The sequence below is a fragment of the Actinoplanes auranticolor genome (assembly GCF_018332655.1).
GTDB classification, from domain to species: domain Bacteria; phylum Actinomycetota; class Actinomycetes; order Mycobacteriales; family Micromonosporaceae; genus Actinoplanes; species Actinoplanes auranticolor.
Map to the genome: position 1 here is coordinate 67,673 of NZ_BOQL01000025.1, position 24,955 is coordinate 92,627.

Consider the following 24,955-nt stretch of genomic DNA (forward strand, 5'->3'; position numbering starts at 1 on the left):
ATCGTTCACTTCGGCGTGCGGGCGGTTGCTGATGAGCGCCACCCGGTCACTTTCCGGGTGCGACCCGCCCCGGACAGAGCGAAGCCGGGGCGGCCTCACGGCCGCCCCGGCTCAACCGCCGGTGCTGTCTACTAGCGCTTCAGATTCACGAGCTCCTGCAGGATCTCGTCGCTCGTGGTGATGATGCGGCTGTTGGCCTGGAAGCCACGCTGGGCGATGACCAGGTTGGTGAACTCCTGGGCCAGGTCGACGTTCGACATCTCCAGCGCGCCGCTGGTGATCAGCCCGAGGCCCGCGGAGCCGGCCGCGCCGACCTGGGCCAGACCCGAGTTCACGGTGCTGCGGAACATCGAGTCACCGATCTTCTCCAGACCGTTGACGTTGTTGAAGTTGGCCAGCGCGAGCTGACCCAGCGTCTGCTTGAGTCCGTTGGAGAAGACGCCGACGATCTGCCCGGTGTTCGACACCGTGTACGAGCTCAGGATGCCCGCCCCGGAGCCGTCCGAGGCGCTCACCCGGGCCTCGGTGTTGCCGCTGTACTGGGTGATGTCGGTGATATCGACGGTGAGACCGTCCAGCACGATGCTGGTGATCGGATTGGTGCCGTCGTTGGGCTTGCCGTTGACGAACGGGATGGGTACCGGGGTGCCCGAGGGCGTCGACGCGGTCCACTCGTCCTGGCCCGACCTGGTCATCGTCACGTTCAGTGTGCTGGAGACGCCGTTGCCGTCGACCACGGGGATGGGGATCACCTTGGTGCTCCCCGGCGCGACACCCGTGGGGTCGATCGGTGCCTCGTACGACAGGTTGCCGGTCAGCGTGAACTTCGTGGTCGCCTCAGGGGCCAGGCTGATGCCGATCGGCAGCTTGATGTTGCCGGGGGCGCCCGCCACGTTGACGCCGCCGTCCCCGTCGGCGCTCCAGCCCTGCACGATCTGGCCGTTCGGCGTGGTCAGCGAGCCGTTGGCGTCGAAGGTGAAGGAGCCGGCGCGGGTGTAGACCGTCTCGCCGCCGCTCTTGGTGATGAAGAAGCCGTCACCCTGGATCATCATGTCGCCGGACTTGCCGGTGGTCTGCGCCGCGCCCTGGCTGAAGTTGGCATTGATGCTGGCCGTCCGCACGCCCAGGCCGACCTGCGCGGGGTTCGTGCCACCGGCGCCGTTCTGCGGTGCGCCCGCGGCGTTGACCATCTGCGAGAGTGTGTCCTGGAAGACCGTCTGGCTCGACTTGTAGCCGGTGGTGTTGACGTTGGCGATGTTGTTACCGGTGACGTCCATCATCTGCTGGTGCGCGCGCAGGCCGCTGATGCCGGAGAAGAGAGAACGCAGCATGGGTCAGGTGTCCTTCGGGGTAGCGGGATCGGTGGTTGTCGCTGGTCCGGTTGCGGTTTGCTGGACTTCCGTGACCTTGGACAGCTGCACATCCGTGTTCCCGACCACGAGCGTCGGTTCGCTGTCTCCGTTGAGCTTCGTCTTGGTGACGACGCCCGTATGGGTCATGCCGTTCGCGTCCTGATACGTGACCGTGCGGCCGACCAGCGCGCTCGCGCCGATCAACTGCTGGGCCTGCATCATCTCGGCGATCTCGCCGAGCTTCTCGACCTGGGTGAACTGCGCTGTCTGCGCCAGGAACTGCGTCGAGTCGGCCGGGTTGCTGGGGTCCTGGTACTTGAGCTGTGCCACCAGCAGCTTCAGGAACGTGTCCCGGTCGCCGACCGACTTGCTCGCGCCGGCGTCCGTGGTGGTCTTGTTCGTGTACATCGACGTCGCGGTCACGTTCCTGGCGTCGAATTCCCTGCTGACGTTTCCGCCGATCGGTGACGTCATGAACAAGTCCTCCTGGGTTCGAGTCGGTGGCCCTCGCACACAGTTTCGGCGGGTGCACCGATTCGCTTAGCCCTGTTCGGGGTCAAGCTTGGATGTCGAGCCGGCTGTTGCCGTCGACACCGGGGAGAAGCGGCTCGGCGGTGACGGGCAGGGCTGGTTCCGTGGTCGCGGAGCCGTTCTCGCCTCGCGTCCCGTCGCCGTTGTTCAGGAACGCGAACTGCTGACGAGCCTGCTCCTGCGGGGTGCCCTGGCGCAGATCCAGCGAGGTGTTCGAGAAGCCGGCCTGCTGCAGCTCGCGGCGCAGGTCGTCCAGCGCGCCGCGCAGCGACTCGTGGCCGGCGTCGGTCGAGCTGGCCAGCTGTACGTTGATCTCGCCGTTGCGGATCTCGGCGATGACCTGGACCGGGCCGAGGTCGACGGGGTGCAGGTTGACAGTGAGCCGGTGCACCCCGTCGGCGTCCAGCCGCAGCGGCACGATCCGGGTGGCGAGTTGGTTGACGAGAGGGCCGGGCGTGGCCGGTGCCGGCGGCGGTGCGGCGGCCACCGGGGCGGTCGGCGTGGCCGGCGCCGTCGGTGCGGTGGCGGCGACACCAGCGACGCCGGGTACGCCGAACGACACGTCCGTGCCGGGCGCCGTGGTGGCGAGCGGGGTATTCGTGCCGGCGCCGGACGGTTGTCCGTCCGCGCCCTGCCCAGCAGCGTCACCGCCGGTGCTCGCGCCCCGATGCCCGAGAGTCGGAGCCTCGACCTTGGCGGAAGCGGCGTCGGGCTGACCGGTGGCCGTGGCGTCAGGAGCGAGGACAGCACCGTCCACGACCGCCCCGGTGGCCGCTTGCGATGTGACGGCTGCCGTGGTGGGCGCGGCAATCGGGGTCGCGTTCGGCGCGGCGGCCGGGGTCGCGCTCGGAGCGGGAGCAACCGGCGCCGCCGGGTCAGTGCCATCGCCCGTGAGCTCGGCACCGGCGGGACCAACCGGTGCTACGGGAGTGGTAGCCGGGGCCGTAGTCGTCGGCGCGGTCAGAGAGGCTGGCGGGGTAGCGGACGCGGTCTGCGGCGTGACGGCTGCCTGCGCGACGGCGTCAGCTTGCCTGCCGGTGGTCGGCGCCGCGCTGCTCGGGGCGAGCGGGATCCCGGCGTTGCCGGTCGGAGTAGCAGCTTGTGCCTCGGCCTCGGTCCATGCGACAGCCTGCGAGGCGCCGGCGTCGACCACCGGCGCTGCCGCTGCCTGAGCGGTTGCGGGAGCGCTGGTCGGTGCTGGTGCTGGTGCTGGTGCTGGTGCTGGTGCTGGTGCCGGTGCGGCCGCAGCCGGTGAATCGGCTGGGATCACCGGAGCCGCCGGGACCACTGTGGCCGCAGTGGCGGCGGCTGGGGTGGCTACCGGATCGACCGGCACGGGGCCGAGGGCTACCCACGCGCCCTGGAACGGCATCGCGGGCAGCGGAGCGGTCTCGGCGACCTCGGATTCCCGGGTGACCGAGCCGTCCGTCTCCTCGGCCACCTGCGCCGCGCCGGTGTCGGCCCGGCCGGTTCCGGGCTGCCGCAACTCGGCGGGCCGCGCTTGCGGGTCCTGAGCCCCGGCCGGGCGCTCGGTCTCGACACGCGAGGGTTCCGCGCTCGCGGATCCGGTCCCCGCCGGCTCGGGTCGGGCGGCTTCCGGTCGGCTGGTCTCGGGCCGAGCAGTCCCGGGCCGTGCGGTCTGCGGCGCGGCCGTTTCGGGCCGGGCTGTCTCAGGTCGGGTTGCTTCGGGGCGCGAGGCCTCCGGGTGCTGGGCCGTGGTGCGCTGGGCCGCCGCCCGGGTCTGGGACATCTGCTGCTGCATGACCCGCTGGTCGGCGCTGCGGTTCTGCAGGACGCGGTTCTGCGCGACCCGGTTCTGGGCCCCGCGGTTCTGCAACCGGGCGTCGACCGAGCGGGACTCGACCTGGTTCGACGCCTCCCGGAACGCGGCGGCGGAACGGTGCGAGGCAGCCTGGTCGTGCGCCCGCTGCTGAGCGGTCCGGCTCTGTGCCGCCTGGCCGGCCCGCTGCCGGCTCGCGTGCTGGGCCTGGTCGGCCGGGTCACGGTCCAGCTCGGCCGAGAGCGCCGATCCGAAGGACTCCGCACCCTCGCCGGGCCGGGCACCGGTACGGCGTCCGGCATCGGTCGTCGGCCTGCGGTCGGGCCCGGTCACGGAGCTCGTCATGCGGCGGTTCCCCTCATTGTGTGCGTACTCAGCCGAGCGCACGGAGTGCCTTCTGGACCTTGGGCACGTACGCCTGCGTCTCGGCGAACGGCGGGATACCGCCGTACTTGTGCACGCTGCCGCCGCCGGCGTTGTAGGCAGCCAGCGCCAGCGGCAGCGACTTGAATTCCTTGAGGTGACCGGAGAGCAGTTTCGCGGCGCCGTTGATGGCCTGCTGCGGGTCGAACGAATTGTCGACGCCGAGACCGCGGGCGGTGGCCGGCATGAGTTGCATCAGACCCTGTGCGCCGGCCCTGCTCACGGCCCTCGGGTTGTATCCCGACTCGACCTTGGCGACCGCGGCGAGTAGCTTCGGCGACACGTCGTACTTGGCGCCGGCCCTGAGGAACATGTCCGCGTACGGGACACCTGCCAGCGACGTGGAGTTCTGCAGGCTGGCTGGGCGTACGGCGGCGGCCGCCGTGGTGCCGGTGGCGGAGCGGGCGGTGAGGTCGGAGTCGATCACGCGCCGGATGTGCGTCGGCGTCTCGTAGACCGACTGGATCTTGACGTGGTCGCCGGGTTTCGGCGCCGCGATCATCTTGTTGTCGCCGAGGTAGATCGCGACGTGACCGACGGGCCTGTCGAAGGCGAGGATGTCACCGGGCTTCGCGTCGCGCAGGCTGTCGACCTTGGTGCCGGCCCTGGCCTGCTCCTGCGAGGTGCGCGGCAGGTCGATCCCCAGATCCTTGTACGCCTTCTGCACCAGACTCGAGCAGTCCAACCCGGTAGCCGGATCGGTGCCGCCGAGCTTGTACGGGGTGCCCAGGTACTTCTTCGCGGCGTCGACCACCGACTGGCCGGTGACACCGGTGCTGTTCTTGGTGCCCTTGACGTCCTTGGCTTCGGTGAGCGCCGTGGCAAAGGTGACGTTCGGTGCGGCCGGGGTGAGCCCGAGCTGTGACTTGAGCTCGGAGATGCGGGACATGACTCCCTGGACACCCATCATGCGCGGCTCCCGTCGTCGGCGTCGTTCTCGTCCTGGGAATCGGCCGGTCCGGCGTTCTGCTTAGCCACCACCGCGAGAGCCGCCTGCGCGGCGGTGATCACCTGCCCGGCATGCGCGAGGTTGGTGCTCTGCCGCCGGGCGGCGACCGAGTTAGCGGTCTCCCGGGCGACGTCCTCCCGGTCGGCGGCGGTGCCCTTACCGTGCCGCAGCACCTGGGCCCGCTCCTCGCTGGTCGCGTCGACCCCGCGGGCGGCGCTGCGGGCCTTGGCCGTCACCGCCATCTCGTCGACGGCGAGCTGGTCGACCTTCAGGTCGTGGGCCTTGACGGTCTCGGCGTGCCGTTCGGCCATCAGCTCCACCGCCCGGCGCCGTTTCGCCGCGTCGGCGAGTTCGGCCTGCTTCTCCCGGGCCACATCCTCGGCGTCGGCGACCATTCGGTGTGCGCCGGAGAGGGTGGCCGCCATCGACTGCCGGGCCACCATCGACGCGACCATGGCCCGCGCGGTCCCCTCGGTCGGCGCGTCCGCACCGGCCAGGTCGAGGTGCCGGCGCTTGACCAGCGCCTGTGCCTCGCGGATCTGCTGCCGGGACTGGATGACGGCACCCTTCGCCGCGTCCTCCTGGGCCTTACGGGCGCGCAGTACGGGGCCGAGCCGGAACAGGCGATTCACAAGACCTCCCGATACGTCGAGGTGCTCCCTCACCACTCCGGTCGGCCCGGCTACGGCCCGGCTGAGCGAATGCACCCGACCTGCAACCGTCAGGAGGCGGCGATGACCTGCCGCAGGGCCTGCCACGCCTCGGGCGCGCTGACTTTCTCGTCCAGCCCTTGCCGCAGGAACGCGGTGATCAGCGGCCAGATCGCGGTGGCCCGGTCGGCGTCCGCGTTGGTGCCGGGCACGTACGCGCCGATCTCGACCAGCTCGCGGACGTCGCGGTGCGCGGCCATCATCCGGCGCAGCTCCGCTGCGTCCTGCCGCTGCTCCGGGGTGGTGATCCGGTTGGCGACCCGGGAGATCGAGTCGAGGGCCTGGATGCTCGGGAAGTGGCCGGCGGTGGCGAGCTTGCGGTCGAGCACGATGTGCCCGTCCAGGATCGAGCGGGCCGCGTCGGCGATCGGCTCATTGTGGTCGTCACCCTCGACCAGCACGGTGTAGAGGCCGGTGATGCTGCCGCGGGCGCCGGGGCCGGCCCGTTCCAGCATGGAGGCGAGCATCGCGAAGACTGACGGGGGATAGCCGCGGGTGGCCGGCGGCTCGCCGACGGAGAGCCCGACCTCGCGCTGCGCCATCGCCGCCCGGGTCACGCTGTCCATCATCAGCAGCACGTCGCCGCCCTCGTCGCGGAAGTACTCGGCGATCCGGGTGGCCACCGCGCCGGCCCGGAGCCGGACCAGCGGCGGCGTGTCCGACGTGGCGATCACCACCACCGAGCGGGCCAGCCCTTCCGCCCCGAGGTCGTGCTCGATGAACTCGCGTACCTCCCGGCCTCGCTCGCCGACCAGGGCGACCACGTTCAGCTCGGCGGTGGTGCCACGGGTGATCATGGACATCAGCGTGGACTTGCCGACGCCCGAGCCGGCGAAGATGCCGATGCGCTGGCCGCGGCCGCACGGGACGAGCGTGTCCAGAACCCTGACGCCCAGCGGCATCGGCGCGTCGACCAGTTGGCGTTCCATCGCCGACGGTGGCGCCCCGTCGATGCCCACCATTTCGCCGCGCAGCGGTGGGCCACCGTCCATCGGCCGGCCCAGGCCGTCCAGGATGCGGCCGCGCAGATCCGGGCCGACCGCGACGCGCAGCGGGCCGCCGGTCGAAACCACGGGGCTACCGGTGCTCATGCCGGCGATCGAGCCGAGCGGCAGGCAGGAGAGGCGGTCACCGTCGATCGCGGCCACCTCGGCGAGGACGGCATCGTCGCCTTCACCGATCCGCAACAGCTCACCGACCCGCGCCTCCAGGCCGCTGACGGTGACCCGGAGGCCGACCGCCCCGGTGACTTTGCCCCGGCTCAGCGGCTGCGCCGCGGTCAGGGCGGCGTTGATGCGGTTGCGGAAGACGTCGGTCACCCGGTGGAGTCCTTCACAGTCTCAGTGCGGCCCGCGCCCTCGCCACAGCGGCGGCGATGGAGGCGTCGACAGTCGTGGTGCCGGTCTCGGCCACCGCGTCGCCAGGGTGCAGTGCCGGATCGGGCCGCAGGTGCACGGGCCGGCCCTCGTAGTTGTAGTCGGCGTTGGTTGCCGTGCCGACGAGATGGCGGAAATCGTCGGGATGCAGGCTCACCACGATGTCGCCCTGCTCGGGCGCGGCATTCATGGCCCGCCGCAGCGCGGCCGCGGCCCGGCCCTCCGGGTCGTCCACGGCCCGGCCGACGATGGCCTCGGCCAGCTCGAACGCGTGCGCCAGCACCGCCTCCTGCAGCTCGTGCAGGGTGGGCATCAGCTGGGTCTCCAGGTTGGTGACGGCCCGGCCCAGCGCGTTGACGGCCTGGGCCAGGGCGGCCGCGCGACGGTGATCGTGCGCCTGCTCCACGGCCCGGGCCCGCTCGGCGGCCGCCTCGGCCGCGAGCGCCGCGGCCCGCTGGCCCTGGGCCCAGCCCTCGGCGTAACCGGTGGTCCGGGCTTGCTGCTTGGCCCGCTCGACCGGTGCGCTGTCCTCGGGTACGCCGCGGCGCAGGTCAACGCCGAAACGGGCCGCGGTGGCCGCCTCGGCGACGCTGCCCCGCAGCACCGGCCCGTCGTCACTCGATGAGCTCATCGGCCTCGCCCCCACGCTGGATCTCGATCTGGCCGGAGTCCTCCAGCGCGCGGATCACCGCGACGATCTTGGTCTGGGCCTCCTCGACCATCTTCACCTTGACCGGGCCCATCAGGTCGATCTCCTCCAGCAGGTTCTCCCGGCCCCGCTCGGAGAGGTTCTGCGTGACCTTGCTGCGGACCTCCTCCGCCACGCCCTTGAGCGCGGTGGCGAGGTCGGACGGCTCGACCTGGCGCATCACCAGCTGCACCGAGCGGTCGTCGAGGTTGACGATGTCCTCGAACATGAACATCCGCCGCCGGATCTCCTCGGCGATCTCCGGGTTGCGGGCCTCCAGGGCCTCCAGGATGAGACGCTCGGTGGTGCGGTCGGCCCGGTTGATGATGTCGACCAGCGGGTCCAGGCCGCCGACCGTGGACAGCTCGTCCGGCTGCAACACGGTGGAGAGCTTGCGCTGCAGAGCCAGTTCCACCTGACGGATCACGTCCGGCGAGGTCCGGTCCATGACGGCGATCCGGTGTGCGACGTCCGACTGCACCTCGGGGGCCAGCCCGGACAGGATCGAGCTGGCCAGCGCCGACGGGATGTGCGCCAGCACCAGTGCGATCGTCTGCGGGTGCTCGTGCTGTACGTAGGAGAGCAGCTGCCGGGGGTCGGCGTGGCTGAGGAAGTTGAACGGCATGTCGGTCATCGAGGCCTGCAGCCGGTCCAGGATCAGCTGCGCTCGCTCGGTGCCCAGCGACGCCTCGAGCAGCTCGCGGGCGTACGCCATGCCGCCGGCGCCGGCGTGCTTGGTGGTGGCCAGGACGTAGAACTCGTCGATGACGTCGCCGACGACCTGCGGCTCCAGCTTGCCCAGCCGGGCGATCTCCGCGGAGATCTCCTCGACCTCGTTCTCCTTCATGTTGGCGAGCACCCGGGTCGAATACTCCTTGCCCATCCGGACCATCAGGATGGCGGCTTTGCGCAGGCCGGTCATCGACGTCGTGCTCAGTCCGGGTGCGGTCAACGCGGTTCCTCCTTGAACCAGGGGTGGACGTGCCTACGGGCCTAGCGGGTGGCGGCGAGCCAGCCGCGCAACAGGGCGGCCATCTCCTCGGGCTGGTCCTCGACCATCTGCTCGATCTCGCGCTGGCGCTCCTCGAGGGCTTCCAGGTCGGCGTTCGCGGCCTCGATCGCGGGCGAGGGGATCGCCGCGTTGAGCTGGGCCAGGCGCTGTTGCTCGAGCGCGGCCTGCATCTCCTCGAGGTGCCGGAGCTCGGCCGGGGTCAGGGCCTTGCGCTTCTTCGCCCGCCGGCTCGCCCGCCAGGCCAGGAAGAACAGGATCAGCACCACCAGAGCCAGCGCCGCGGTCTTGATCAGCGAGGTCTGCCGGGCGGACTGCTCGGCGGCGGCGGACGCGGCGAGCGCGTCCTTGGCCGCGGTGGCGGCACTGGTGTCGAACGGCATGGCGCTGACCGCGATGGTGTCGCCACGGGTGGCGTCGACCCCGGCCGCGGCGCTGACCAGCGCCTGCACGTCGGCGGCGTTCACCGCACCGGCGGTCGTGCTGTCCAGCAGGACCGCCACGTTCAGCTTCCTGATGCTGCCCGGCGCACTCCGGCGGGCCTCGGTGGTCTTGTTGACGGCGTTGTTGCGCACGGTGTTGCTGTTCTCGTACTGCCCGGCGCCGTTGCTCGCCGTGCCGTTCGGCACCTGGATGTTGTCCGGGCCGAGCACACCGCCGGTGCCGTTGCCGTTGCCGTTGTAGGCCTCACGGCTGATGCTCTCCGACAGCGCGGCGACGGACGGGTCCGACGTGAAGCGCTCGGTGGTCGTCTCGGTCTGGTCGTAGTCCAGCTCAGCGGTGGTCGTCACCACGGCGTGGCCGGGTCCGACGACGCTGTCGAGCATGTTCTGCAGCGAGGCGTTGAGACGGTTCTGGAAGGCGACCGTCTGCGACTCCGTACCGCTGTCACCGCCGGTGGCCACCGCGGCGCCGCCGCCGGTGGACAGGATCTTGCCGTCGGCGCCGGCCACGGTGACCTGCTCCGGGTCGAGACCCTCGACGCTCGACGCGACCAGGTGCACGATCGCGCGGACCTTCTCGGCCGTCAGCGGCTTGTTCGAGGCGGACTGCACCAGCACCGAGGCGGTTGTCTTGTTCTGGTCATCGGCGAACACGTCTTTCTGCGGCAGCACCAGGTTGACCGTCGCCGCCTCCACGCCGTCGATCGACTTGATCGTGCTGGCCAGCTCGCCCTGCAACGCGCGCTGGTAGTTCGTGTGCTGCATGAAGTCGCTGGTGGTGATGCCCTGCTGGTCCAGCAGCGCGTAGCCGGTGTCCGACTCGCCCGGCAGACCCTCGCCGGACAGCTGCAGCCGCAGGTCGTACACCTGGTCCTTGGGCACCAGGATGGTGCTGCCGCCGTTGCTCAGCTCGTACGCCGTGCCGGTCTTCTGCAGCGACTCGACGATCGCGCTGGCGTCCTTGCTCGACAGGTTGCTGAACAGGGCGGAGTACGAGGGCTTCGACGCCCAGGTGGCGAAGAAGTAGCCGCCGATGAGGAGAGCGAGCACGGCGGCGACGGTGACGGCCTTCTGTCCCGGGGTGAAGGACTTGAAGCTGTCACCGACCTTGCGGACGGGCGCGGGGAGTCGGTCGCTCATATCAGGCCTGCATCCTCATGATCTCCTGGAAGGCCTCCACGGCCTTGTTGCGGATCGCCATGGTCAGCTGCAGTCCCAGCGCGGCCTCGGTGGAGGCCATCGTGTACTGGGCGGGGTCCTGCAACGTGCCGTTGGCCACCTGCACGGCCAGGTCCGAGGCCTTGGACTGGGCTCCCTGGACGCTCTCGAGGCCCTTGGAGAGCATGCCCGCGAAGTCGGTGTTCGGCCCGGTGACGGCCTGGCTCACGCCGGCCCCGGCGATGCCGTCGACACCGCCGACAGCACCGACGCCGCCGATGCCGCTGAGGCCGCTGACCGCGCCGAGCGCGCTGATCGGAGAGGTCATGGTCACGCCCTCCCGAGCTGGATCGCCGCGTTGTAAGACTCCCGCGCCCGGTCCACGACCGAGAGGTTCGCCTGGTACGCGCGCTGCGCCATCATCAGCTGGGCCATCTGGCTGCCGAGGTCGATGTCCGGCCGGCGCACGTAGCCCTCGGTGTCGGACATCGGGTTGTCCGGCTCGTAGGACAGCAAACCCTCCGCGCTGCCGTAGGCGATGCCGCCCACCTGCGCGCCGTTGCCGTCCTGGGCTTCCTGGGCGACTACGTACCGGGCCTGGAACGCGTTCTCGGACGTCTTGCTGACGTTGTCCATGTTCGCGATGTTGTCGGAGACGGCGTCCAGCCACTTGCGGTAGACAGTGACGCCGGATGCTGCGGTGCCGATCGCGTTGAAGGTGCTCATCTACCTCAGGCCCCCTTGATCGCGTCGCGGATCAGTCCGTACTTACCGTCCAGGGCGCGCAGCGTCAGCTGATAGCGCATCGTCGTGTCGATGTGCGAGAGCGTCTCCTCGTCGAGGTTGACGTTGTTGCCGTTCAGCCGCGTCGGCTCCAGCGAGTTCTGCACGCTCGGCGAGACCGTCGAGGGCGACTGGCCGTGAGCGACGGCGCTGCTCAGCGCCTCCTCGAACTTGACCTTACGAGCCCGGTAGCCGGGGGTCTCGATATTCGAGATGTTGTTGGCGATGGCGTTCTGGCGGGCGGACAGGCCGGCCACTGCGACGCGGAGCGCTGACGAAGAGACGTCATCGAACACGGCAGCTCCCTTCTCGGTGCAACAGGCGCCCGTCCTTGGCGATCGTCGAGCAATCCGTTGCTCGTACATTCCGTTTCGGCCCGACGGCCGATCCGCTGAGTACCAACCGGTTGCTGGTGGGTTGCACGCAAGAACCCGAGACCCCTGCTGGGGCCCCGGGTCCGATGCCGGTGATGCAGGTGATTCAGATGGCGCAGTCGATGTAGGTGGGCACACCCTTGCCGGAGGTGCCGACCTCCACCCGGGAGGCGAACGCCGTCTGCCGCCGGTTGGCCGTGATGGCCAGGGCTGCCGCCTTCGCCGCCTCCAGCTGCCGGGTCAGGATGAAGTCCGCCCGGGGCCGCAGATCCAACGGGATCGCTCCGATGCCGGGCGGCGGCGCCCACGGGGTTGCCGCCGGCAGTTCCTGGCTACGGTGCTCCTCGGCGATCATCCGCTCGACGGCCTCGACGTCGGCCTCGAGCTCATCGAGAGCGGCGATCCACACCTGCCGCCATTCGTCGGCCATCGAGATCACTCCTCGGATGCCGCGACGGCCAGTGCCGCCTCACGCCAGGTGTCGCGAAGCGGCTCCATCAGCGTCAGGACCGCCTTGACCTTGGCCGCGTCGCCGCGCACGTTCGCGTTGACCAGTTCGGTCTGGACGAAGCCGTAGAGGGCGGCCAGGCCGGCGGCCCCGTCCCAGAGGTCCAGGTTCAGCGACACGTGGAGCTCGGTGACGATGTCCTGGGCATGCTTGAGGTGGGTGTTGGCCTCAACCCGGTCGCCGGCCAGCAGCGACTGTTCGCCGCGGTTGAGATCCAGGAGCAGGCGGTCGACGAGCATCAGCAGCAGCTTGGCCGGTGAAGCGGTGGCGACGGAGTCAGCGATGTAGCGGGCGCGCATGGCCGGTGAAGGTGTGGTCATGAGGGAACTGGCTCCGCTCATCCGAGGCCGGCGAGCTGACTCGCCAGCCAGGAGGACTGTTGCTGCATCTTGCCCATCGCGACCTCGAGGTTGGAGAACTGCCGCTGCAGTGCCGACTTGCGCAGATCCAGCCGGACATCCCAGGCGCTGACCTGGTCGTTGAGGGATTCGATGGAGTCGGTACGGCGCTGGATGAGGCCTTGCAGCGTGCCTTCCTTCACTCTGCCCGGCGGATCGGTGGGCAGTTTCACGCCCTCGGTGGCCTGCAACCCGACCGTCAGCAGCTTGCTGGCAAGGCCCTGCGCCTGGTCCCAGCCCGGGTCGAACTTGGTGGGACTGGCCTTCTCGTGGGGCACCTCGGTGTAGGAATTGAAGTACTCCTGGGTCTTGGCGGGGTCGGCGGTGAAAGCCTTGCCGAACGCCTCCTTGTCCAAGGTCAGCTTGCCGCTGCGGTCCAGCCCGATGCCGATCGTGTTGAAGGATCCCAGCGCGCCGGCACCGCCGGAAACGGTGCTCATGATGTCTTGACTCAGCTTGCGCATCGCAGTGTCACCGACCAGCGCTCCGGCCGCGACGGTGCCGTTCTTGCCCCGGCTCTGTGCCGCGATCTCGGTGAGCGCCGTGTTGGCGCTGTCGATCAGCGCCTGCAGCTTGGTGGCGATACCCTCGGCGTCGATGTCGAGGCTGATGGTGACGGGCGCGTCGTCGGCAGCCTGCTTCTTGGTGGCGGTGACGGTCACCCCCGGCTGCACGTCGGCGAAGGTGTTCGTCGGTGACGTGATGAAGTAGGCGTCCGCCGTGGTGCCCACCTGGAGCCGGGCGTCGGCACCCTGGCTGGTGAGCGTGGGACCGCCGAGGGTCAGGCCGGTCAGGGCACCACTGAGGTCGTCGTCCGCGCCGGTGAGGCCGTTGGAGAAGGCGGCGTCCGCGCCGGAGGCCTTCGCGGTGAGCTGGAGTGTGTACTGGCCCGGCCCCACCTGCACCGTCGCGGCCTTGAACATGGAGTCGGGGTCGCCGTTGATCGCCGCGGCCACCGACTTCAGCGACCTGTCCGTCGGGGTCAGCGTCTTCGTGGTGCCGTCAGCCAGCCTGATGTCGAAGGTGTCGCCGGCCATGACGGGCGCGAGCAGGGCATCGCTCGGCGAGGAGACCGACGCTCCGGTGAAGGTGGCCGTGTGCGCCGCCGCCAGCGCATCGACCTTGAAGGTGAACGAGCCGGCGGACGCGCCGGGAAGCGCGGTGACCACGGCGGCGTTCGAGCTCGACGTCGCCTTGATCCCGGCCCAGCTGGCCGGGTCGTCGAGCGCCTTGGCCGCGGTGACCAGACCCGCCATCTTGCTGTTCACGCTCTGGTATGCGGTCACTGTGCGGTTGTGCACAGTGATCTTGGTCTTGAGGGCCGTCTGGGGAAGGGCCTCGACCTGCATGAGCTGCTTGACTGTGTCCGAGGTGCTCATGCCGGTGACAAGTCCGTCGACGCTCATAGCCATCGCGGCGCTCTTTTCTCTTCGTCGGTGCCGATACCTGACGGGCGGTCGGCGAGGTCGCCGGCCGCCCGTCTATTCGGTTGTCTATTCAGTTGGTTGAGCTGTTGGACGCTGCTATCAGCGCAGGAGGGACAGAACGCCCTGCTGCGACTGGTTCGCCTGAGCCAGCATCGCGGTGCCCGCCTGGGACAGGATCTGCGAGCGGGTGAAGCTCATCATTTCCTGCGCCATGTCGGTGTCGCGGATCCGGCTCTCGGACGCCGACAGGTTCTCCACGGACACGTTGATGTTGTTGATGGTGTGCTCGAGCCGGTTCTGCGAGGCACCCAGCTTGCCCCGCTCGCCGGAGACGAGCTTGATCTGAGCGTCGATCAGATCGATGTCTGCCGCAGAGCCGGCTGCGGCGTTGTTGGTCGCCGCAGTGGTGAGCGACGCGGCCGCAGCGGTCAGGTCGAGGTCGCTGATGTCGACCGACAGCGTGTCGCTGCTGTTCGCGCCCACCTGGAAGGTCAGGTTGGCGTTTCCGTCCAGCAGCTTCACACCGTTGAAGTCGGTGCGCCCGGCGATGGCCGTGATCTCGTCGCCGAGGGCGGTCAGCTCGGAGTTGATCGCAGCCAGCGAGTCGGTGCTGTTGCTGCCGTTCGCGGCCTGCACCTGCAGGTCACGACCGCGCTGCAGGATCGAGTGCACCTCGTTCAGCGCACCTTCAGCGGTCTGGACGACACTGACGCCGTCCTGGGCGTTGCGGGCGGCGACCTTGAGGCCACCGACCTGGCTCCGCAGACCCTCGCTGATGGCGAGACCCGCGGCGTCATCGGCTGCCCGGTTGATCCGGAAACCCGACGACAGCTTCTCGAGCGACTTCGACATCTGGTTGTCGGAGACAGAGAGGCTGCGGTAGGCGTTCTGGGCAGCGATGTTCTGATTGATACGAAGACCCATTTGAATTTCCTCCTTGAGTGGGGTCCTGACCCGGCCCGTCCATGAGCCGTTTTGCTTACGCCATCAGAGATCGGTCGGCCACGGTCCGTCCTGAGGGGTATCCGAAGTTTGTTCGCGACTTTTTCCGAACGCCGGCCCGCCAGGAGGCAACCCGGCGCCCCTCAACCCCTCAGAGACGGCTGGCGCCTGCCGACGTTTCCGATGAAGCGGAGGGATCCCCTCGCGGAGACGGAGGAGCCGTGAGCTTGACCGACCTGTCCAGCGTCCTGTGGCGCGCACGGGAGCTGTTGGAACTGCTGCTGTTCAAGCTGGAGGAGGAGCAATTGCTGCTCGCCTCGAATCGGTCCCGCTGGCTCGCGCACGCCACGCGTGAAGTAGAGGTGGTGCTGGACCAGATCCGGCAGACCGAGGTCGCCAGGGCGGCCTATTCCCAGGCTGTCGCGATCGAGCTGGGGCTCAGCGCGGAGGCGTCTCTGGGGGAGCTGGCGGACACCGCGCCCGCGCCCTGGGGAGATCTCCTGCATCAGCACCGCCGGGCGTTCCTGACGCTGACGTCGGAGATCTCCGCCATGGCGGAGATCAACCGGGACCTGCTCACCGCGGGTCAGCGGGCAGCTCGCGAAACCATGCTCGCGTTCGCCGACACCGTGGAAACCTATAGCCCGCAAGGAAAAGCCGTCAGCGGCGGCTTGCGCCGGCCAAGTCTAGTGGATGAGGCAATCTGATGGGCAGTAGCTTCGGCGGTATCAACACCGCACTGACCTCGCTTTACGCCCAGCGTCGCGGTCTGGATGTGACCGGTCAGAACATCGCGAACGCCAACACCGAGGGATACACCCGGCAACGCGTCGTCATGCAGGCTCAGGTCGGCGCGGTTGTGCCGTCCATGTGGGCCAAGACGGACGGGATCGGCACCGGTGTCGCAGTCTCCGCTGTGCAGCGCCTGCGTGACGAGTACCTGGAGAGCCGGGGACGGGCCGAACACGGCACGAGTGCCTATCTCGCCAGCCAGAGCGCGTCGTACGCTTCGATCGAGGACGCCTTCGCGGAGCCGAGTGACACCGCGCTCGCGGCCCAGCTGCAGGACATGTGGGGCGGCTGGAGCGATGTGGCGAACAATCCGCAGCTCACCGCCAGCCGGTCCGCCCTCATCCAACAGAGTGCCATCGTCGCCGACCAGTTGAACGGCGCTCACGACGCGCTTGCCCGGCAGTGGAGCCAGAGCCGGAACTCGATGGACGTCTACGTCGACGAGGTGAACGTCACGGCGGGATCGATCGCCCAGCTCAACAGCAGCATCATCCAGGCGAACGCCTCAGGTGTAACGGTCAACGAGCTGGAGGACCGCCGGGATCTGCTGGCCATGCGGCTCTCGGAGCTCACCGGGGCCACCGCCGCCAAGCGGCCGAACGGCGGCATGGACGTCTTCATCGGCGGCTCCACGCTGGTCACCGGGGCTGTGACGCGGAAGGTCGAGTACACCGGGGCCGCTCGGCTGGCCGACCAGGCCGCCGCTCCGGTGGCGTTGACCTGGAAGGACAGCGGCACCCCGGCCGAAGCCGGCGGCACCGTGGGCGCGATGACCAACACGATGACCAGGATCATCCCCGATCTCGCGGCCGATCTCGACTCGATCGCCCAGAATCTGATCGGCCAGGTGAACGCTCTGCACAGCCAGGGCTACAGCGCCGACGGCGACACCGGAGCCGCCTTCTTCGGTGGCAACTCGGCCGGCACGATCAAGGTCCTGATCACCGACCCGGACAAAGTCGCGGTGTCCGGGGCCCCCGGCACCCGGGACAGCTCGGTGGCCGAGGCGATCGCGGACATCGGCGACAGGGCCGACGGCCCGGATCGGGAGTACCAGGAGCTGATCGGTCAGCTCGGGGTCGTGTCGCAGGGCTCCGTGCGCCGCGCTGAGATCCAGGGGGTCGTGGCCGCGCAGATCGATGCGGCCCGCGAGGGGCAGTCCGGGGTCAATCTCGACGAGGAGATGACCAACCTGCTGACGTTCCAGCGTGGGTACGAGGCCGCGTCCCGGGTGCTGACAACGATCGATTCCATGCTCGACCAGCTCATCAACCGCACCGGCCTGGTCGGAAGGTAGGAGTATCAATGATCAGCGGAAGAGTCACCGAAAAGAGCATCCATACCCGGGTGCTGGCCAATCTGCAACGCAATCTCGCGCAAGGTGCGAAGATTCAGGATCAGCTGTCGAGCGGTAAGCAGCTCAACCGGCCGTCGGATTCACCGGCCGGCACGGTGTCCGCGCTGCAGTTCCGTAGCGAATCGCGGGCGAGTCAGCAGTACATCCGCAATGCCGAGGACGGGCTGAACTGGCTGAGTACGATGGAGGACACGCTGGGCAGTTCTTCGGCCCTGGTGAACAAGGCCCGTGATCTGACCCTGCAGGGGTTGAACACTTCCACCTCCGGTGTCTTGGCCAAGGAGGCATTGGCTGCCGAGATCGACCAGATCCGGGAGACCCTGATCGCCCAGGCGAACACCAGATACCTCGATCGGCCCGTCTTCGGTGGCACCACCGTGGGCGAAGTGGCGTACGACGGGAACGGTGTGTACCAGGGCGCGACCTACGATCCGAGCAGCCCCGCGGACACCAGTGTCTCGCGGACGGTCGGCTCCGGAGCCAAGGTGCGGGTGGACGTGACCGGCGTGGAGGCTTTCGGTGACGATGCCACCGGTCTCTTCAGGGTGCTGCAGGATATCTCCGCGGGTATCAGGGCCGGCGACGATACTCAGTTGCAGACCAATCTGCAGCAACTCGACAAGGCCGGCGATCAGTTGCGATCGGCAGTTTCCGAGATCGGTTCACGATATAATCGGATGACGCAGATGAAGGAGTCCGCGCAGGACCGTCTGCTGTCTGTGACGTCGCAGTTGTCCGACATCGAGGACATCGATCTGCCGAAGACGATTATGGACATGAAGCTGCAGGAGACCTCGTACCAGGCCGCCTTGGCCGCCGCGGCCAAGGTTATCCAACCGTCGCTCATCGACTACCTGAGGTGACCATGAGTACACGCACCGAGTCCCGGCCGATTGGGGCATCCATGACCGACATCGACCTGGAAATGCCGATCATTGACATGGCTGTGCCCATGCCCGGCTTTCCCGCGCACCAGCAGTTCATTCTCGTCCGGCTGAACGACCAGGGCCTGCTGTACGCGTTCACCTCCATCCAGGACCCGGAACTCCGCTTCCTGGTGGCACCGCCGGAGCCGTTCTTCCCGGACTACGCGCCGGAGATCGAGAACCAGGTGCTCGCCGCGTTGAACACCAAGGATCCGGATCGGCTCCTGGTGATGGTGGTCATCACGGCCGGTGCCAACGAGACGACGGCGAACCTGTTGGCCCCGATCATCGTGGACCGGGACAGCCGACGGGCCATGCAGGTGGTCCTCAACGACAGCAGCCTGCCGGTACGCGCAGTCATGCGCAAGGATTACTGAGCGAGTCCGCACCGATGTCCTGTCCACGGATGGAGAAGGGGCGACTGCGATGCTCGTGCTGACCAGGAAGGCCGGCGAGAGCTTGATGATCGGTGACGACGTCGTAGTGACCGTGCTCGAGACCCGCGGTGACGTAGTCCGCATCGGGATCGAGGCTCCGCGCAGCATTCGAGTGCACCGTGAAGAGGTGTTTCGGGAGCTGCAGACCTCCAACCGTGAGGCGGCGTCGCCGGATGAGGACGCCGTCCGCGCGGTGACCGAGATGTTGCGCCCGGCCATGGTCGAACCTCCGGGCGACTGACCCTCCATAGTGGTACCAATCTGGGCCGGCTCCCTGTGGGAGTCCGGCCCGTTGGCTTGCCCGGCAACGGTTGGCGGGCCGGACCGGCGCCGCCGCCCGGGTGGACGGCGGTGCCGGGATCAGCGGATGGACGGGATCAGCGGATGGAGAGCCCGCGCGCCCGGAAGAACGCGATCGGCTCGACGGCGTTCTCCCGGGTCGCCGGCACGCCCGCGTGCACCTCGAAGTGCAGGTGCGGGCCGGACGACGAGCCCGACGTGCCCACGTAGCCGAGGATCGCGCCGCGGGGGACGCGCTGGCCGACCGTGACCGACGGGCGCCGCACCATGTGACAGGACCGGGTCACCAGGTTGCCCTCGTGCTGGACCTCGACGTACCAGCCGCAGCCCTTCAGCGCGGGGCTGCCGTCCACATCGCAGCTTCCCCTGGAGACGTTGCACACCATGCGGATCACGGTGCCGGCCGCGACCGCGCGGATCGGGGTGCCGCGGGTGGCGGCCAGGTCGATGCCGTCGTGCGCCGGGCGGGCCGTGGTGCGGAAGCCGCTGATCAGCCCGGCGGCGACGGGAAGCATCCAGGTGCCCGACACGGGCGGCAACGGTGCGGCCGAAATCGGTGCGGCGGGGGCCGGGCATTTGGGAATGGGGAACGCGCCACGCTGGACGTACGCGTCGGAGATGTAGCCGTTGTCGGCCAGGCGGTCCCAGTAACCGGTGTTCGTGACGGTCCCGCTGATGAACTGGCCGGCGATCCGGCAGATGATCGAGACGGTGGCGCCGTTGCTGATGGTGCCGATCCGGGGGCTGCCCGCGGACGGGGCGCTACGCGCGTTGAGCGGTGTTCCGCCGGTGACGACCTTGCCGGTGCCGGCGATCCGGGCGGTGCCGGATGCGGCGGCCGGGCCGGAACTGAGGGTCAGGGAGCTGCCGACGGTGCTGACCGCGGCGAGCAGGGCGAGGGCGGTGCGCTGATGTCGTCGCTTCATGGGTTCTTCCCTTCGGCCGTACGCGGACGCGTCTCGATCAGGCCAGGCTGCCGAGCGCGGGATGCGGGTTCCGGTGCTCCGTCAGTGCAGAACAGTTGCGGCAAATAGATAAAAACCGGCGCGAGTAGGCCGATCCGGTCTGAAGATGGAACTAGTGCCGCATCGTGAGCCCGGACGCGCGGGCACATGGTCGCTTCCGAAGGAGACGTGGATGTCGAGATTGACGGAAATGGGCATCGCCAAGCGTCTGACGCTTATCGTGCTCGTCGGCGTGCTGGCACTGGTCGCTCTAGCCACGATCACGGTGCAGGGACAGAACAGGGTCGTCACCCAGTCCGACGAGGTGCGCACGCTGGAGGTCTGTCTGGCGGCGCTGAACCACCTCGACACCAGGCAGAGCGAGCTCAAGGTAGACGCGTACCGGTCCGCCCTCAAGCACGACGTCACGCAGGACGTCGCCGACGACGTGACCTCCGCGACCGAGGCGGCCGACGGGGTCGAGGGGTGCGGGCTGACCGGTGCCCTGGCGGCCGAGTTCGGGACGATCCGGCCGGACGTGAACGAATTCGGCACCTTCATCTCCGGATTCGTCCAGCAGTCCCTGGTTCCCGGCGGTGCCGCGGTGAACACCGACCAGATCGCCGAGCGCAACCACGCCGTGGACGATCAGCTCGGGGCGCTGAACGAGAAGGTGACGGCTACGGCCGAGCAGGAGCGTGCGGCCATGACCGACGCGGTCAGTGACACCAAGCGGGCGGCGTGGCTCGTCGGGCTCGTCGGGCTGATCCTGCTGATCGGGCTGTCCGTACCGCTGGCCCGGTCGATCCTGCGCCCGGTGCAGCGGCTCGGTGAGGTCATCGACGCGCTGCAGAAGGGGGATCTGACCCAGCGCAGCGGCATCACGACCCGCGACGAGCTCGGCCGGATGGCCACCGGGCTCGACGCTGCCGTCGCCTCGATCCACCGCTCGCTCACCACGATCGGCCAGGAGGCCGAGACCCTGGCCAGCTCGGCGACCGAGCTCTCGGCCGTGGCCGGGCAGATCGCCGACGCCGCCCACAACACCGACGCCCAGACCTCCTCGGCGTCGAGCGAGGCGGAGGAGATCTCCCGCAACGTGCAGACCGTCGCGGCGGGCTCCGAGGAGATGGGCCTGAGCATCCGGGAGATCTCCCGCAACACCAGCGAGGCGGCCCAGATCGCCGCGGTCGCCGTCGCCGAGGCGGCGCAGGCCACCGAGACGATCCGGCAGCTCGGCGAGTCGTCGGCCGAGATCGGCAACGTCATCAAGCTGATCACCTCGATCGCCGAGCAGACCAACCTGCTGGCCCTGAACGCGACCATCGAGGCGGCCCGGGCCGGTGACGCGGGCAAGGGCTTCGCCGTGGTGGCGAGCGAGGTCAAGGACCTGGCCCAGGAGACCGCGCGGGCCACTGAGGACATCGGTTCCCGGGTCAACGCGATCCAGCAGGACACCGGCGGCGCGGTCGAGGTGATCGGCCGGATCAGCGAGGTCATCGCCAAGATCAATGACTTCCAGACGACGATCGCCAGCGCCGTGGAGGAGCAGACCGCCACCACCGGCGAGATGAGCCGCAGCATCGGCGAGGTGGCGTCGGGCAGCAGCCGGATCGCCGCGAACATCTCCGACGTCTCCACCGCCAGCGCCAACGCGGTGCAGGGGGTCACCCAGACCCGGCAGGCCAGTGAAGAGGTCGCCCGCACCGCCGAGCAACTGCGCACTCTGGTCGGCGCTTTCCGGCTCTGACCGGACGCACCCGGACTGCACCTGGTGCGGCCCCGGTCCACAACACCGGGGCCGCACCGTAATCCCCAGGGCGAGATGAACTCGTCCGGCGGGAAACGGTCTCGGGAGTCATCGTGGGTGCAGAGCGTGAATCGGTCTTGGACGGCACCACCCTCGCCGCCCCGGCGGCCGCCCTGGATCTGAGGGCCGACGCCCATGTGCACACCGGGTTCGCGGCCGGCCGGGACAGCGTGGGCCTGATCGTCTCCGCCGCCGACCACGCCGGGCTGAGCTCCGTCACCTTCGCCGACCAGGTGGGGCCGGAGACGACGTGGCTGTCCGCGTACGCGGACACCATCCGCCGGGCCCGCCGGCGGACCGAGCTGAACCTGCGCATCGCCGCCGAGGTCGAGGTCGTCCAGCGCGACGGCTGGCTGGCCTGGCCGGCCGACCTGGGCCACCTGGAGGCGGTGTCGGTGGCCGTGTCCCGGCTGCCGATGGCCACCGGCCCGATGCTGCCGCGTGAGGTACGCGCCCGGCTCGCCACCGGCGAGCTCACTGCGGACGAGGTGGCCGAGATCGTGGTGACGGCGACGATCAAAGGCATGGACCGGGCCTCCCGGTACGCCCCGGCGCAGCTCGCCCGTCCGCTGAGCCTGCTCACCCAGGTCGGCGTAGAAGAGTCCGCGGTCACCGGCGAGATGCTGGCCGCGTTGGCCACCGCCTGTCTGGTCACCGGTACGGCCGTCGAGATCAGCGAGGCCTGGCGGGGCCCGTCCCCGCGGGTGGTGGCCATGCTGCGGGAGGCTGGTGTGGCGCTGGTCGCGGCGAGTGACGCCCGGTACGCCGGCGAGGTCGGGCACTGGCAGTACGTGCGCCGGGTCTGATCGGAAACCGGCCGCGATCCGTAATCGCATACGTACTCTCGGTCATGCCAGCACTTCAGCATGGGAGAGATGCGATGAGTATGGTTCAGCAGGCCGTCGAGGTCGGTGCCCCGCTGCACACGGTGTACGAGCAGATCGCGACGTTCGAGAACTATCCGCGGTTCATGACCGGTGTGCAGCGGGTGACCCGGGTGGGCGACGACCGCACCCACTGGATCATGGACGTCGAGGGCCACCGCCGGGAGTTCGACGCCCGGATCACCGAGCGCTCCCTGGACGAGCGGGTCTCCTGGGCGACCACCGAGGGACCACTGCTCGCCGAGACCATCACGCTGCGGCCGATGGGCGAGACCCGGACCCAGATCGTCGCCCAGCTGGAGGCCGATGTGGCCTTCCTGCTGCCCAGCGACCGGCACGGTCAGGAGACCCTGCGCCGCCGGCTCAAGGCCGACCTGGACGCCTTCAAGGGCCTGATCGAGACCGGCAAGCTGGGTGACCTGCAGCTGCGCGGGGCGAGCTCCAAGCAGCTCGCCGGCACGCCGGGCAACCCGGCCTCACCCGCCTCCGTCGCCGCCCGGGCCCGCGGCGGCCGGCCGCATCCCGGTGCCGGCTGGGGCACCAGCGCCGGCGAGTTCAGCAACGCCAACGCCGGCACCGACGTGGACATCACCTCGGCGCCGGGCATCACCAGCGCCGCCGACCTGGACGACGTGCTGGCCCCCGGCCGCCGGATCGGCGGCTCGCGGTCGGTGAGCGGCGGCTCCGCGCCAATGGGTGGCAAGGCGATGGGCTCCCGCGACGTCCGCGGCGACGGCGTCATCCACGAGGAGGAGCGCGGCGGCGACCACGACTGGTGACGCTCACCGCGCCGCCTCGAGGGTCACCACCAGACGGGCACCCCGGGGCTCGGCCCGCTCGTAGCGGACCGAGCCCCGGTTGGCTTCCACCAGGTGCCGCACGATGAACAGGCCGAGCCCGGCGCCGCGCATGAACCGGTCGAAGAGCTGGGGCACCAGCTCCTCGGGGATGCCCGCGCCGCGGTCCTGCACCACCAGCTCGACCGCCTCCCCGGCGCGGCGGGCGCTGACCACCAGCGGGGGATCGCCGTACTTCAGCGCGTTGCCGAGCAGGTTGTGCACCACGTGCCAGAGGTGCTGCCGGTCGGCCAGCGCGGCCAGGTCCTCGTCGACCTCGATCGTCACGTCCGCCGCGCACCGGAGCTCCGCCGCCACCGCGGTGACGACCTCCCGGACCGGCACCGGGGTACGCCGCGCGGTGACCGCCCCGGTGTCCAGGCGGAACAGCAGCTGCAGATCGTTCATCATCTTGACGAGCCGGCGGGTGTTCTTGTCGATCTTCGTGGTCAGCTCGAGACGGGTGTCCTCGTCCAGCTCGGCCCAGTCCGCGCTGAGCAGCTCCGAGAGGCTGGCGATCGAGCTGATCGGCTGGGCCACGTCGTGGGTCAGCATCGAGGTCAGGTCGTTCTTGAAGGCCAGTGCCGCCGCCAGCCTCGCGTTCGACTCGCGCAGCCGCTCGTTGCTGCGTTCCAGCTCGCCGGCCCGTTCCCGCAACTCGTCCGCGACCCGCTTGCGGTCGGTGATGTCGACGTAGGTCGCCACGTACGCGCGGGGACGCCCGTCGGCGTCGGGGATGGGGGCCATCGTGGCCAGCACCGGGATGTCGGTGCCGTCGGCGTGCCGGACCAGCCAGTCGCCGGTGCCGGCCGGCGGCAGCGACGCCGGATCCGGGGCGGCCGGCTCGCGGTGGCCGGTCAGCTCCCGCCAGCGCCGGTTGACGTCGATCACCCGGTGGTTGGCGTCGAGCACCATCACCGCCTCGTTCATCGACTGCAGCAGCGTGTCCGCGAACTCGCGGCGCTCGCGCAGCTCGGCGACCAGCTCCCGTTGCTGGCGGTCGGCCCCCTCCAGCGAGCGGACCAGGAAACCGATCAGGGCCAGCACGGCCAGTGCGGCCAGGATGGCCCCGGTGCTGATCGCGGCGGCCGGCCGGCTGATCCCGGTCCGCACCGCCAGCGCGCTGACCAGTGCGGCGAGCACCGGCACGGCGATCACCACGGGCAGCGTGTGCCGGATCTTGGTGCCGGGTCCGGCGGCCGCGGCGGTACGCAGCGGACCCGCCTCCGGGCGCGCGAGGATGGCCCCCAGCGCCAGGGTGAGCAGGGCACCGGCGTGGTACGGCGTCATCACGCTGTCCGGGCCACCGCCGTCCGGGAAGGTCGGCGCGAACATCCGCGGCACCAGGGCGACCAGCGCGATGATCGTGGCCCCGGCCAGCAGCGGGTCGGCGATCCGGAACCGGGACTGCTCCCCGGGGCGGCGTACCCGCACGTCGATGCCGGTCAGGGCCAGCCCGGTCAGCAGGGTGGCGACAGCCGCAGCCGGATGCCGGACCAGCGCGGCCGCCCCCAGCAGAGCGGCCAGGCCGGCCAGGACGTACGCGGTGACGCGCGCCGGGGTGCTGGCCCGGATGGGCGCCAGCAGGAACAGGGCGAGCCCGGCGGCCAGTAGTGCGGCTGCCGGGCTCGACGTCAGGGCGTTCTCTTCAGCGGACGAGGTGAGCAGGTCGAGGGCACCGAAGACGGCCACCGCGACACCGGCGCACCCGGCGAGGATCCGGGACAGCCTGCCCACGTCGTGCGCCGCGATCTGCACCGGTGGAACCCCTCTAAATATGGGCGTTTCCGCCCAAGTGTGAGGGAGTGATCATATCGC

General features: G+C 69.6%; 26 protein-coding genes. 8 read left to right on the plus strand and 18 right to left on the minus strand.

Annotated features, from left to right (window positions below):
• Window positions 1-131: 131 nt before the first annotated feature.
• The 16 genes from Aau02nite_RS15600 to Aau02nite_RS15675 form a co-directional block, all read right to left on the minus strand.
• A complete protein-coding gene (locus Aau02nite_RS15600; protein WP_212989141.1) occupies window positions 132-1,331 on the minus strand; it encodes a flagellar hook protein FlgE in 1,200 nt (399 codons plus the stop codon).
• Window positions 1,332-1,334: 3 nt separating this feature from the next.
• Window positions 1,335-1,826 (minus strand): flagellar hook assembly protein FlgD, encoded by a 492-nt coding sequence (locus Aau02nite_RS15605; RefSeq protein ID WP_212989142.1) that lies wholly within the window; start codon window positions 1,824-1,826, stop codon window positions 1,335-1,337.
• 82 nt (window positions 1,827-1,908) lie between these two features.
• The gene (locus Aau02nite_RS15610; protein ID WP_212989143.1) at window positions 1,909-4,008 is read right to left on the minus strand and encodes a flagellar hook-length control protein FliK; all 2,100 of its coding nucleotides are present in this window, start codon (window positions 4,006-4,008) and stop codon (window positions 1,909-1,911) included.
• Between the two features lie 28 nt (window positions 4,009-4,036).
• Complete coding sequence (locus tag Aau02nite_RS15615; protein ID WP_212989144.1) at window positions 4,037-4,996, minus strand: transglycosylase SLT domain-containing protein; 960 nt, start codon at window positions 4,994-4,996, stop codon at window positions 4,037-4,039.
• Entirely contained in the window at window positions 4,993-5,667 is a 675-nt protein-coding gene (locus Aau02nite_RS46460; RefSeq protein ID WP_246595171.1) for a flagellar export protein FliJ, read from the minus strand. The genes Aau02nite_RS15615 and Aau02nite_RS46460 overlap by 4 nt, the downstream gene beginning before the upstream one ends.
• 89 nt (window positions 5,668-5,756) lie before the next feature.
• Window positions 5,757-7,064 (minus strand): FliI/YscN family ATPase, encoded by a 1,308-nt coding sequence (locus tag Aau02nite_RS15625; RefSeq protein WP_212989145.1) that lies wholly within the window; start codon window positions 7,062-7,064, stop codon window positions 5,757-5,759.
• Window positions 7,065-7,077: 13 nt separating this feature from the next.
• Window positions 7,078-7,752: a FliH/SctL family protein gene (locus Aau02nite_RS15630; protein WP_246595172.1), complete on the minus strand. Its 675-nt coding sequence runs from the start codon at window positions 7,750-7,752 to the stop codon at window positions 7,078-7,080.
• Window positions 7,736-8,761, minus strand: a complete 1,026-nt coding sequence (gene fliG / locus Aau02nite_RS15635; RefSeq protein WP_212989146.1) for a flagellar motor switch protein FliG — start codon at window positions 8,759-8,761, stop codon at window positions 7,736-7,738. Before fliG ends, Aau02nite_RS15630 begins: the two co-directional genes overlap by 17 nt.
• Before the next feature lie 41 nt (window positions 8,762-8,802).
• Window positions 8,803-10,401 (minus strand): flagellar basal-body MS-ring/collar protein FliF, encoded by a 1,599-nt coding sequence (fliF, locus tag Aau02nite_RS15640; RefSeq protein WP_212989147.1) that lies wholly within the window; start codon window positions 10,399-10,401, stop codon window positions 8,803-8,805.
• A 1-nt stretch (window position 10,402) separates the two neighbouring features.
• On the minus strand, window positions 10,403-10,747 hold the full coding sequence (gene fliE, locus Aau02nite_RS15645; RefSeq protein WP_212989148.1) for a flagellar hook-basal body complex protein FliE: 345 nt from the start codon (window positions 10,745-10,747) through the stop codon (window positions 10,403-10,405).
• A 2-nt stretch (window positions 10,748-10,749) separates the two neighbouring features.
• Window positions 10,750-11,145: a flagellar basal body rod protein FlgC gene (locus Aau02nite_RS15650; protein ID WP_212989149.1), complete on the minus strand. Its 396-nt coding sequence runs from the start codon at window positions 11,143-11,145 to the stop codon at window positions 10,750-10,752.
• 5 nt (window positions 11,146-11,150) lie between these two features.
• Window positions 11,151-11,498: a flagellar basal body rod protein FlgB gene (gene flgB / locus Aau02nite_RS15655; protein ID WP_212989150.1), complete on the minus strand. Its 348-nt coding sequence runs from the start codon at window positions 11,496-11,498 to the stop codon at window positions 11,151-11,153.
• 184 nt (window positions 11,499-11,682) lie between these two features.
• Window positions 11,683-12,006, minus strand: a complete 324-nt coding sequence (locus tag Aau02nite_RS15660) for a hypothetical protein (RefSeq protein WP_212989151.1) — start codon at window positions 12,004-12,006, stop codon at window positions 11,683-11,685.
• A gap of 5 nt (window positions 12,007-12,011) precedes the next feature.
• Complete coding sequence (gene fliS, locus Aau02nite_RS15665; protein ID WP_212989152.1) at window positions 12,012-12,404, minus strand: flagellar export chaperone FliS; 393 nt, start codon at window positions 12,402-12,404, stop codon at window positions 12,012-12,014.
• A 17-nt stretch (window positions 12,405-12,421) separates the two neighbouring features.
• A complete protein-coding gene (gene fliD, locus Aau02nite_RS15670) occupies window positions 12,422-13,894 on the minus strand; it encodes a flagellar filament capping protein FliD (protein ID WP_212989153.1) in 1,473 nt (490 codons plus the stop codon).
• A 114-nt stretch (window positions 13,895-14,008) separates the two neighbouring features.
• A complete protein-coding gene (locus tag Aau02nite_RS15675; protein WP_212989154.1) occupies window positions 14,009-14,833 on the minus strand; it encodes a flagellin N-terminal helical domain-containing protein in 825 nt (274 codons plus the stop codon).
• Between the two features lie 239 nt (window positions 14,834-15,072).
• Here Aau02nite_RS15675 and flgN point away from each other — a divergent pair, with 239 nt between their 5' ends.
• Genes flgN through csrA form a run of 5 tightly spaced genes read left to right on the plus strand, consistent with a single transcriptional unit; the run spans window position 15,073 to window position 18,604 of the window.
• Window positions 15,073-15,558 carry a flagellar export chaperone FlgN gene (gene flgN / locus Aau02nite_RS15680; protein ID WP_212989155.1) on the plus strand — a complete coding sequence of 162 codons (486 nt, stop codon included), beginning with the start codon at window positions 15,073-15,075 and terminating at the stop codon, window positions 15,556-15,558.
• Window positions 15,558-16,940: a flagellar hook-associated protein FlgK gene (gene flgK / locus Aau02nite_RS15685; protein ID WP_212989156.1), complete on the plus strand. Its 1,383-nt coding sequence runs from the start codon at window positions 15,558-15,560 to the stop codon at window positions 16,938-16,940. The genes flgN and flgK overlap by 1 nt, the downstream gene beginning before the upstream one ends.
• Window positions 16,941-16,948: 8 nt before the next feature.
• A complete protein-coding gene (locus Aau02nite_RS15690) occupies window positions 16,949-17,863 on the plus strand; it encodes a flagellin N-terminal helical domain-containing protein (protein WP_212989157.1) in 915 nt (304 codons plus the stop codon).
• A gap of 41 nt (window positions 17,864-17,904) precedes the next feature.
• A complete protein-coding gene (gene fliW / locus Aau02nite_RS15695) occupies window positions 17,905-18,303 on the plus strand; it encodes a flagellar assembly protein FliW (RefSeq protein WP_212989158.1) in 399 nt (132 codons plus the stop codon).
• A 49-nt stretch (window positions 18,304-18,352) separates the two neighbouring features.
• Window positions 18,353-18,604: a carbon storage regulator CsrA gene (gene csrA / locus Aau02nite_RS47385; protein WP_212989159.1), complete on the plus strand. Its 252-nt coding sequence runs from the start codon at window positions 18,353-18,355 to the stop codon at window positions 18,602-18,604.
• 136 nt (window positions 18,605-18,740) lie between these two features.
• Here csrA and Aau02nite_RS15705 read toward each other — a convergent pair whose 3' ends face one another.
• Complete coding sequence (locus Aau02nite_RS15705) at window positions 18,741-19,589, minus strand: peptidoglycan DD-metalloendopeptidase family protein (RefSeq protein WP_212989160.1); 849 nt, start codon at window positions 19,587-19,589, stop codon at window positions 18,741-18,743.
• 211 nt (window positions 19,590-19,800) lie between these two features.
• Between Aau02nite_RS15705 and Aau02nite_RS15710 the strand changes: the two genes are divergently transcribed.
• From Aau02nite_RS15710 to Aau02nite_RS15720, 3 genes are all read left to right on the plus strand, one after another.
• The gene (locus Aau02nite_RS15710) at window positions 19,801-21,357 is read left to right on the plus strand and encodes a methyl-accepting chemotaxis protein (RefSeq protein WP_212989161.1); all 1,557 of its coding nucleotides are present in this window, start codon (window positions 19,801-19,803) and stop codon (window positions 21,355-21,357) included.
• Between the two features lie 113 nt (window positions 21,358-21,470).
• Window positions 21,471-22,223 (plus strand): hydrolase, encoded by a 753-nt coding sequence (locus tag Aau02nite_RS15715; RefSeq protein ID WP_212989162.1) that lies wholly within the window; start codon window positions 21,471-21,473, stop codon window positions 22,221-22,223.
• Between the two features lie 74 nt (window positions 22,224-22,297).
• Window positions 22,298-23,080, plus strand: a complete 783-nt coding sequence (locus Aau02nite_RS15720; RefSeq protein WP_246595173.1) for an SRPBCC family protein — start codon at window positions 22,298-22,300, stop codon at window positions 23,078-23,080.
• Between the two features lie 3 nt (window positions 23,081-23,083).
• Here Aau02nite_RS15720 and Aau02nite_RS15725 read toward each other — a convergent pair whose 3' ends face one another.
• The gene (locus Aau02nite_RS15725) at window positions 23,084-24,895 is read right to left on the minus strand and encodes a sensor histidine kinase (protein WP_212989163.1); all 1,812 of its coding nucleotides are present in this window, start codon (window positions 24,893-24,895) and stop codon (window positions 23,084-23,086) included.
• Window positions 24,896-24,955 lie beyond the last annotated feature (60 nt).